The sequence below is a fragment of the Mammaliicoccus stepanovicii genome, from assembly GCF_002902525.1.
GTDB classification, from domain to species: domain Bacteria; phylum Bacillota; class Bacilli; order Staphylococcales; family Staphylococcaceae; genus Mammaliicoccus; species Mammaliicoccus stepanovicii.
The window spans coordinates 16,196-25,158 of the sequence record NZ_PPQZ01000062.1; the positions used below are offsets into that span (position 1 = coordinate 16,196).

8 protein-coding genes are annotated in these 8,963 nt (G+C 29.8%); 3 read left to right on the plus strand and 5 right to left on the minus strand.

From position 1 onward, the window contains the following. Together CD111_RS12770 and pepF are read right to left on the minus strand one after the other, a co-directional pair. Positions 1-367 (minus strand): DeoR/GlpR family DNA-binding transcription regulator (locus CD111_RS12770; protein WP_240610499.1); only part of this gene is annotated, 367 nt, incomplete at its 3' end. A gap of 133 nt (positions 368-500) precedes the next feature. Further along, positions 501-2,297 carry an oligoendopeptidase F gene (gene pepF / locus CD111_RS09165; protein ID WP_095088066.1) on the minus strand — a complete coding sequence of 599 codons (1,797 nt, stop codon included), beginning with the start codon at positions 2,295-2,297 and terminating at the stop codon, positions 501-503. A 226-nt stretch (positions 2,298-2,523) separates the two neighbouring features. Here pepF and CD111_RS09170 point away from each other — a divergent pair, with 226 nt between their 5' ends. Together CD111_RS09170 and CD111_RS09175 are read left to right on the plus strand one after the other, a co-directional pair. Beyond that, on the plus strand, positions 2,524-3,954 hold the full coding sequence (locus tag CD111_RS09170) for a sialidase family protein (RefSeq protein ID WP_095088067.1): 1,431 nt from the start codon (positions 2,524-2,526) through the stop codon (positions 3,952-3,954). A 116-nt stretch (positions 3,955-4,070) separates the two neighbouring features. Beyond that, on the plus strand, positions 4,071-4,418 hold the full coding sequence (locus CD111_RS09175) for a hypothetical protein (protein WP_095088069.1): 348 nt from the start codon (positions 4,071-4,073) through the stop codon (positions 4,416-4,418). Positions 4,419-4,489: 71 nt separating this feature from the next. On the opposite strand, the gene CD111_RS09180 is transcribed toward CD111_RS09175, so the two are convergent. Further along, the gene (locus CD111_RS09180) at positions 4,490-5,074 is read right to left on the minus strand and encodes a GNAT family N-acetyltransferase (protein ID WP_095088070.1); all 585 of its coding nucleotides are present in this window, start codon (positions 5,072-5,074) and stop codon (positions 4,490-4,492) included. A gap of 129 nt (positions 5,075-5,203) precedes the next feature. Here CD111_RS09180 and CD111_RS09185 point away from each other — a divergent pair, with 129 nt between their 5' ends. Beyond that, the gene (locus CD111_RS09185; protein ID WP_095088072.1) at positions 5,204-5,953 is read left to right on the plus strand and encodes a MerR family transcriptional regulator; all 750 of its coding nucleotides are present in this window, start codon (positions 5,204-5,206) and stop codon (positions 5,951-5,953) included. 386 nt (positions 5,954-6,339) lie between these two features. On the opposite strand, the gene CD111_RS09190 is transcribed toward CD111_RS09185, so the two are convergent. Further along, positions 6,340-7,599 carry an aminoacyltransferase gene (locus CD111_RS09190; protein ID WP_095088073.1) on the minus strand — a complete coding sequence of 420 codons (1,260 nt, stop codon included), beginning with the start codon at positions 7,597-7,599 and terminating at the stop codon, positions 6,340-6,342. 32 nt (positions 7,600-7,631) lie between these two features. Continuing rightward, positions 7,632-8,885: an aminoacyltransferase gene (locus CD111_RS09195; RefSeq protein ID WP_095088075.1), complete on the minus strand. Its 1,254-nt coding sequence runs from the start codon at positions 8,883-8,885 to the stop codon at positions 7,632-7,634. Positions 8,886-8,963 lie beyond the last annotated feature (78 nt).

Consider the following 8,963-nt stretch of genomic DNA (forward strand, 5'->3'; position numbering starts at 1 on the left):
TTGTAATGATGCTTAAGTTTTTATTTTTAATGAATTCATATATTAATTCATTTGTTGAACCTGATCCGATGAATATAATATCTTCTTCATTAATTAAATCACTGCATTTTTTAGCAATTTTCATCTTATTTGAAACATTTAAGGTTTGCTTTTCTTTATGCGACTTTTCATTATAGAAGTTATCATCTACAATTCGTGCACCACCATGAATTCTCTTCACTAGACCTTCTTTTTCTAATTCACTTAGATCACGACGTATTGTCATTTCTGCTACATTCATTTTTTCTGAAAGTGTAGAAACTTTTACTGACATTGATTGATTGATTTCATTCATGATAAATCTATGTCTTTCAACCTTTAACTTCACAAAATTTACCTCCTATAATATACGTTCGAAATTGTTTGTTTACATTGTACCATATAATCACATAAATGGAGGTATATTGGTAATGAATTAGCTCAATACATCATGTATAAAAGTAAAGTGCCATTATCAATTATCATCCTATTTCATCTGTTAATTTTTCTAGTTCATCTATTAAATTACCAATATATTCGATTGTTTCTTTTAATGGTTTGTCATTCGTAATGTCAATTCCAGCTAATGCAGCTAACTCAGTAGGTGACTTAGAACCTCCTGATTTTAATACATTTAACCAATCTTCAACTGCAGGTTGTCCTTCTTCTTCGATTCTCTTACTCATAACTGTACCAATTGTTAAGCCAGCTGAATAAGTATAAGGATATAATCCCATATAATAATGGGGTTGGCGCATCCATGTTAATTCTGCACCTTCTGTTATTTCAACTGCATCTCCCCAAAAATCAGAAATTACTTTCTTTTTAATTTCATTTAAGAGTGGGGCAGTCATTGCTTCACCTTTATCAACATATCTATATACTTCTCTTTGATATTTAGCTTCAAGTAGGTGGGTTACCATATTATGAAAATACGTTCTAGAAATAATTGAGCTAATAACCCAACGTTTAAATTTAGGATCTTCTGATTTTCTTAATAAACTGTTTGCCATCAACATTTCATTCATTGTAGAAGGAGCTTCAACAAAGTACATTGAACAATCTGCTTGATATACATTTTGATATTGATTCGCTAAATTGAAATGACCTGCATGACCTAATTCATGTGCAAGCACAAATACTTCAGTCATTTTGCTTGTCCAAGAAATAAAGATAAATGGATTAACGCCATAAGGACTTGCACAATAAGCGCCTGTTTGTTTACCTTTGTTTTGAGGGAAATCAATCCATCGTTTCTCATAGCTATCATTTACCATTTGCATATAATCTTCACCGAGAACACTTAACGCTTCTTTAATATATTCTTTTGAACCTTCAATTGAAACATCTGGTTCAAAGGTTGGATCAAGTGGAATTCTTAAGTCCTCAAATTTAACTTTGTCTAAATTATTCGTTTGTTTTAAAAGTTTAGCATAACGTCTCATGTGTGGTGCCAACTCTTCAGAAATGACATCAATTTGTCTATCATACATTTCACGTGTTACATCTTGGGAATCTAGTAAGAAATCAATTACTGAATCATATCCACGTAATTCAGATTCTATTTTTTCTTGCTGTACATGTGCATTATATGTTGCTGCAGTTGTATTTTCATATTTTTTAAGTGCTCCGCTAAATTTTTTGAAAGCAGCTCGTCTCGTTTCTGTATCAGAATGAACTTCAAAATCACCTTCAAATGAAACATAATCTAGTGGATATTCTGTACCATTTGCTTCAAAAGTACCAAATTCAATATCTAACATTTTCGTGATACCATACATTTCATATGGAGCGCCAAAAGTAGGTGATAACATCGCTAAAGTCTTTTCTACTTCCGGATGTAATGTATGTTCTTTTTGTCGTTTTAATAACGATAAATATTTAGGGTAATCAGATTGTTTAATTAATGCATTAAATGCTTCTTCTTCAAGTTGTAGGATTTCAGATTCTACAAATGATAATAATCCAGATACTTTCCCATAAGTTGTAGAAAAATGTGAAACTATTTTTTGACTTTCTGCATTCGTAGTATCCGTAGAATACAGTAATTCTGCATATGTACTTAAATGAATGATGTTGATTATAATATCAGCTTGTTCTTTCAATGCTGATTCGATAGTTGAAACATCTGTCAGTTGTCCAGCATACTTTTTATTGAATTCCGTAACATCTTGAACTAATTTTTTTAAAGATACATAAAATTCATCATGATTGTTATACAACGAAGTAAGATCCCATGTTTCTTGTTCTGAAACGTCTTTTCTTAGTACTTGTCCCATTTAATCCACCCTTTATCAAATATTTTCAATGTTCACTCTATTTATGTCATTTATTATACATGTCATTATTCTTTAAGTCATGTAAATTATACTTAAATCCAAACAATCTTACTCATTATTTGATTTATTTTGTTTTATTTTGTTTGAATGAACTAGATTTAGTTAATTAATATGGTTATACTGTAAAGAAAGCGTTACCAAAAAAATTGAATAAGGATGATTAAACATGATTAAAAAATTATTTATTTCATTTACTTTAACAAGTGTTCTTAGTATAAACGCCATAAATATAGATGCGTTAGCAGTAGAAAAAGAAGAAGTAGCCACACATATTTTCAATACAGATACTTTTAATACTCAAGCTTATCGTATTCCTGCATTGCTTACCACATCGAGCGGTGTTACTTATGCAGGAGCAGATGTACGTTTTGGCGGTGGCGCAGATAGTCCAAATAACATTGATTCTGGTTTAATTCAATCAAATAATAGTGGCAAAAGCTGGATGAATACACAGTTCACTTTCCATTTTGATGACTATCCAGATCAGCCAACAAAAAATGTAACTGACAGTGCTTCTACAATAGATAGCCAATTAGTTGAAGGGCATAATAATAGAATTTTCACTTTTGTTGATATGTTTAAAAGTGGCATTGGCTATCCAAATACTGAGGTAGGGTCAGGATATACATTATTAGAAAATAAAAAATATCTAAGATTAACAAATAATGACAATGAAGAATTTTATGTTAAAGAGGGCAAAGTTTATGATAAAAATAATAAACTAACAAACTTCAAAGTAGATAATGAGTTTAATTTACTTAAAGACAATATAAAAGTTAGTAATATTTTTTATAAAAATAGCACTTTAACGGTAGATAATACATCATTTATATGTATGAAATATTCGGATGACAATGGTAAGACATGGTCTAGTCCTGAAATTTTGAATAAAAATTTAAAAACGGATGATATGAAATTCTTTGGAACTTCACCTGGTAATGGCATTACAATTAAAAATGGCAAAAATAAAGATAGGATTGTGGTTCCTATATATTACACAAGTACAAAAAGTAAAACTGAAAATGCAGCAGTCTTATTCAGTGATGATAATGGCCAAACTTGGAATAGAGGTGAAACACCAAATAAAAATAGAATAGGAGGAGAAAGTAAGATTAGTGAATCACAGATTGTTGAAATGCCAAATGGACAATTAAAGATGTTTTCTAGAACGCCTGGCAAAACTGCTATTTCAACTAGTTTTGATGGTGGTGAAACATGGGATCCAAACGTTGAACTTATTGACGAATTAATTAGCGATAAAAATGCAGGTGTTCAAACATCTGTTATAAACTATAGTAAAAAATATAATAAGAAAAATATCATAATCTTTTCAAACCCAGCATCTTACAATCGTGAGAATGGAACAATAAGAATAGGACAAATTAATAATATCGGTAGATATGCTAACGGGGAACCTAAATATGAAATAGATTGGATTAGTAAAAAAGCAGTCTTTAAAGGCGCATTTGGATATAGTTCCTTAACCGAATTACCGAATCATAAAATAGGGATACTATACGAAGAGAATCATAATCAACCATCGACTAACTACCTTGCATTTAAATCATATACACTTGAACAATTAATGAATAAATAAGATACAGTCCCATTCTCTAAAACATAATACATGGTGTTTAAATAGAAAAAAATATCATTAAAGTAACTAAAAAAGGGTATAATGATAGTCAGTATACATAAAGGAGGCGCATACCCTTGAATATCTTTGATTTTCCAAATTACCTATGGATATCTATCGTAGTAGTCGTTATTTTTTCTATTTTATCTTCATTAATTATGAAGAAGCATTTTATTAGTGCGATTTTAACATTTATTGTTTTAGGCATCATTGCATTTATTATTCCAAATTTTTATAAAATTACATATGAACCATTATTAGGTTATGCTGCCTTCATGGCTATAGTAAGTTTATTTGTAAGTTTACTTACATGGTATTTGATGAATAAAAACAAACAGAGAATTGCTAATAAACAGAGTAAGAAGATGAATAATACACAAGAAGAAGCGCGTAAATTTGAGGAATTAAAACGCAGAGAAAAATAATTCTTAAATGAAATGATAAGTTAAGTCTTTATATCGAACAAACAAAAATGAAGGACACAGTAATGTGTTCTTCATTTTTGTTTAAAGTGGATAGGTGTTGTTAATGCGTATAATACTTCATTGATTAATTTCGTTTCATTAGCATTCAGATCTGAATTTTTCAACATACCTTCACGTTCGAATTCACAATCCTCAATCGTTTGGATGCTTTTAACATTCTTAACATCAATATAGGCTTCAATTCTCACAAATTGACGATATTCAATTAAATATTGGGTTATTTGTCGTATTGCTTCAGTCATATATCCATTTCCTTGTTGTGAAGTAACTGTCCAATATCCAATTTCACAAGATGGTAACCTATAGTCAATGTCTTGAAGCACAACAGAACCGACAAAATCCATAGTTTGTTTTTCAAACAAAAAATATCTCAGAAAAGAACTGTTGTTACTAATATCAGTTGTCATGTTTATAAATTCAACTACTTTAGATTCATCAAAATTATAATTAAAAAAACCAATCCATTCTTTTAAATCTCTCGCTGAGTTAATCATTTCTTCCTTAATCGTATCCTTATATGCCCAAACTTGATTGCCAGCTAATATCACCAATCGCTCAGTTTCTAATTTCAAATCAAAACTCTCTAAACTATTCATATTAAATCTCCTGTCTATCTAAATATCTTAATATAACTATAACACCTAATTATAAAAAAATTAATAAAATTAGTATTGACCCTAACGTTACGTTACACTTTATAGTAATGATATGAGGAGGTTAAGTTTATGAGTATGACGGTTAAAGAAGTTTCAAAACTAGTTGGAATCAGTGTGCGCACACTACATCATTATGATGAAATACAGCTACTTAAACCAGATAATGTTTCATCTGCAGGTTATCGTTTGTACTCAGAAGAAAATTTAGATACATTACAGCAAATCTTGTTTTATAAAGAACTTGATTTTCCTCTAAGCAAAATTAAAGCAATATTAGATGATCCTTCATTCGATAAATATGAAGCATTATCCAATCATAGGAACAGACTATTAGAAAGACGAAATCGTATTGATAACATGATACAAACAATTGATCAAACGAATCGTTATTTGAAAGGAGAAATACAAATGACAAACGAAGAAAAATTTACAGGATTTAATTTTAATGACAAGCAATACGAAGAAGAAGCACGTGAAAAGTGGGGCGACAAGACAATTCAGGAAGCAAATAAACAAATAAATGAATGGACTACTGATGAAAAGTTGTCTAAAGAAGAAGAAATGAATCAAATTTTTAGAACTTTTGCTGAACTAAGAACAGGTTCACCAGATTCAGAGAAGGCACAATCAACAGTTCAAAAATGGTATGACTATTTAAATTCAAATATCAATTACACGTACACATTAGACGTACTTAAAGGTTTAGGTGACATGTATGTAACTGACGAACGATTTATGAACAATATAGATAAATTTGGTACAGGAACTGCACAATTTATTAAAGAAGCAATTGATATATACGTAAATAATCAACAATAAGATAAATGCACATATAGAACGTAAATATTACGTTCTATATGTGCATTTTACAATGATACAATATGTGACTTATTTGCAATAACAATTTCAATCAGCCATAAATTATCATAAACTTAATCAATCAACATAACAGACATAAACAAATATGAGATTATAAGATCAAAGATATATGTCCATAAACAAACATATCATTTATAACATTAAGTTAATGAGAACATCTTATGAACTAAGTTAGAATAGGTGCCCTATAATTACAATATACTTAACTTCCTATAATATATATTATGTAAACTAAATGATAGAATTTAAATTATTACTTCTAATTTAGCAGATTCAAGATTAAACTTAAAACAAGCTGAAAGTTCTTAAACTTTCAGCTTGTTTTGTTATCTTTTAATTTTTGATCTTACTTTTTGCATTGTGTTGTATAGGAAGTATTTTTTCTTATTGATTGGCTTATAGAAATCTCCTATTAATTCTTCTACTTGTACATTAAAGCCACGTTTGAATCTATAAACGCCGTAATCTTCACTGTTTTCAGTAAAGTCGCCTGATAATCCATAGAAATTATATCGATCAAATCCATTGTCGATACAATATTTAATCATATGCCAATGCATCATATATGGTCCCATAAAGTGATTGTATTTTTCACTTGATCCTCCTGAGAAATAATTGATTTCATAAGCGTTTTCAAAGAATACTCCTGAAGCTAAGTTAAGTATTTCTCCATCTGTTTTAATTAATTCACTTGTATCTAGTAGTTCCTTTTGTGCGTGATCAATTTGTTTGTCTGCTTCAGCAATTTTCTTCATTTGTTTTTCTGATTTGTTTTCTTTCGCCATCATTTGGTCACGTTTAGCTTCTAATTCATTCAAGTTTTCTTGTGTTGCCTGGATATATTCATTTAAATCGATATATGCTAATGGTACTAATACTTTTGAACCATATGTATCGATAAAGTTTAAGAAGTATTCATCTGTTTTCGAGATAAATCCAGCTCTTTCTTCAGTTTCTCTATATAATTTAAAGAATATATCTAGTTCATCTCTCTCTAGGAAACGTACTTTTACACCATAATTCGTCGCTTTATTAACATTACGTTTTCGTTGACTGTCGAATCCTTTTTTAACTTCTGCTAATGATTTATCTTTTAAATTTAATACGCCCATCCATCTAACTTGACTTGATGGATCGTATTTCGTTGTAAACCCGTGATGCTCATAACCGAATGATTTTATTAAATTAACGATATCATCATTCGGGCCATTTTCTTTAATTTGGTTAATATCTTTATCGTATATGTTGTAAATCCAGTATGGGTCGACTTTAACATAGAGACATTGATGTTGTTTCAAATATTTTTCTAGTGCTTTGAAATAAAACTCTACTAATGCATGATCACTGTAATCCATTACCGGCCCGCGATTAGAGTAGTATACGTAACTGCCTAGTGTTGGTATTTTTGAGAATAGGCTTGCTGCCAAAACTTGATTGTTGTTATCTTTAACCCCTAGTAATACAACTTGAAACCCATCGTTTTCTCTTGTCTTGATGTTTTCTTTTACTTGAAAGTAGTGACTTTCATATTGACTATCAGATACGAAATCGTCAAATTCAGTAACTGTTAATTCTGTAAATTTCATATTATCTAAATTCCTCTCTTACTGAAAATCATTTATTTTTTTAATACTTTTTTAATTGTAGTATACGCTTTGTATACTGGTTTATTAATTGGTTTAACAAAATCACCGATATATTCATAAACATCTGCATTGTAGCCTTTTTTAAATTTGATAACACCTACATCTGGTGCTTCTTCTGAAAAATCACCGCTAATGCCATAGAAATTATATCGATTAATGTTGTGGTCTAATGCGTATTTAATCATTTCCCATTGTATAGCATAACTTCCTGCAAAGTGACGATATTCATTTGAAGAACCACCTGCATAGTAAACAACCTCGAATGGATTAATGATGAAGAATCCTGCCGCTATTGGCAGTGTATCTCCATGTTCTTGTTGTAATTGTTGTGCTTCTTTAATCTTCGCTTCATTCGCTTCTCTTTGTTGTTTTAAATTTTCTATTTTGTTTACAGTCTTCTGATTATCTGGTTTTTTCTCTAAATCTTTTTCAGCTTTTGCAATATCTTTATTATATTGTTCATGTTCTTTTTCTAGTTGAGGAATATATGTTTTAAAATCAATATATGCTAATGGCACTTTGACATTATCAAAGTATTTAAGTCTATTGTAATAGAAGTCGTCTCCACGATCGTTAAAATCTTTCTTCTCAGTTGTATCTTCCATAAACTGACGGAATATCGGCATTTCGTCTTCACTTAAGAAACGTACTTTAACCCCATTTTTTTGTACTTTCTTAGTATTTCGCTTTCTTAAACTATCCATATTCTTGATTAAAGATTTTTCATCCATACCTTCTAATTCGAGTACAGAATGCCATCTAATTTGATGGATTGGATGAAAGCCTGTTGTAAATCCTTGATGTTCGTATCCTAATGATTCAAATTGCTTAATTAAACCGTCACGGTTAAAAGTTTTTTTGATATTGCCATCATGATCTCTCAATTGATATGGCAAGTATGGATCAATTCTAAAGAACAATCCTTTTTTATTTTTTAAATAAGGTACAATTTCTTTAAAGAAAAAGTCAACGAGTTCTTTATTATCAAAATCCATTACCGGTCCTCTATTAGAGTAAAAGTAATTAAATTTTTTCATAACCGGCACACTTGTTAATAAGCAGGCAGCTATTACTTCATCTTGATCATCTTTAACCCCAACTAAATACGTTGAAGTGCCTTCTGATAATTTTAATTCATAATTACCCACTGCCTGAGTAAAATGAGCATATGGCATTTTATTAGTAAACGTTTCAAATTCACCAGTTGTTAAATTTGTAAATTTCATTTAAACAATACTCCCAATCTTATATTTATGTATTTGTTACAATTATACAATATTTTATCTCGATTCTAAAACAATAGT

Excerpts from the sequence above, each read along its gene's own strand:
- pepF (WP_095088066.1), bottom strand. The coding sequence starts at position 2,297 with ATGGGACAAGTACTAAGAAAAGACGTTTCAGAACAAGAAACATGGGAT.
- CD111_RS09170 (WP_095088067.1), top strand. The coding sequence starts at position 2,524 with ATGATTAAAAAATTATTTATTTCATTTACTTTAACAAGTGTTCTTAGT.
- CD111_RS09180 (WP_095088070.1), bottom strand. The coding sequence starts at position 5,074 with ATGAATAGTTTAGAGAGTTTTGATTTGAAATTAGAAACTGAGCGATTG.
- CD111_RS09185 (WP_095088072.1), top strand. The coding sequence starts at position 5,204 with ATGAGTATGACGGTTAAAGAAGTTTCAAAACTAGTTGGAATCAGTGTG.
- CD111_RS09190 (WP_095088073.1), bottom strand. The coding sequence starts at position 7,599 with ATGAAATTTACAGAATTAACAGTTACTGAATTTGACGATTTCGTATCT.
- CD111_RS09195 (WP_095088075.1), bottom strand. The coding sequence starts at position 8,885 with ATGAAATTTACAAATTTAACAACTGGTGAATTTGAAACGTTTACTAAT.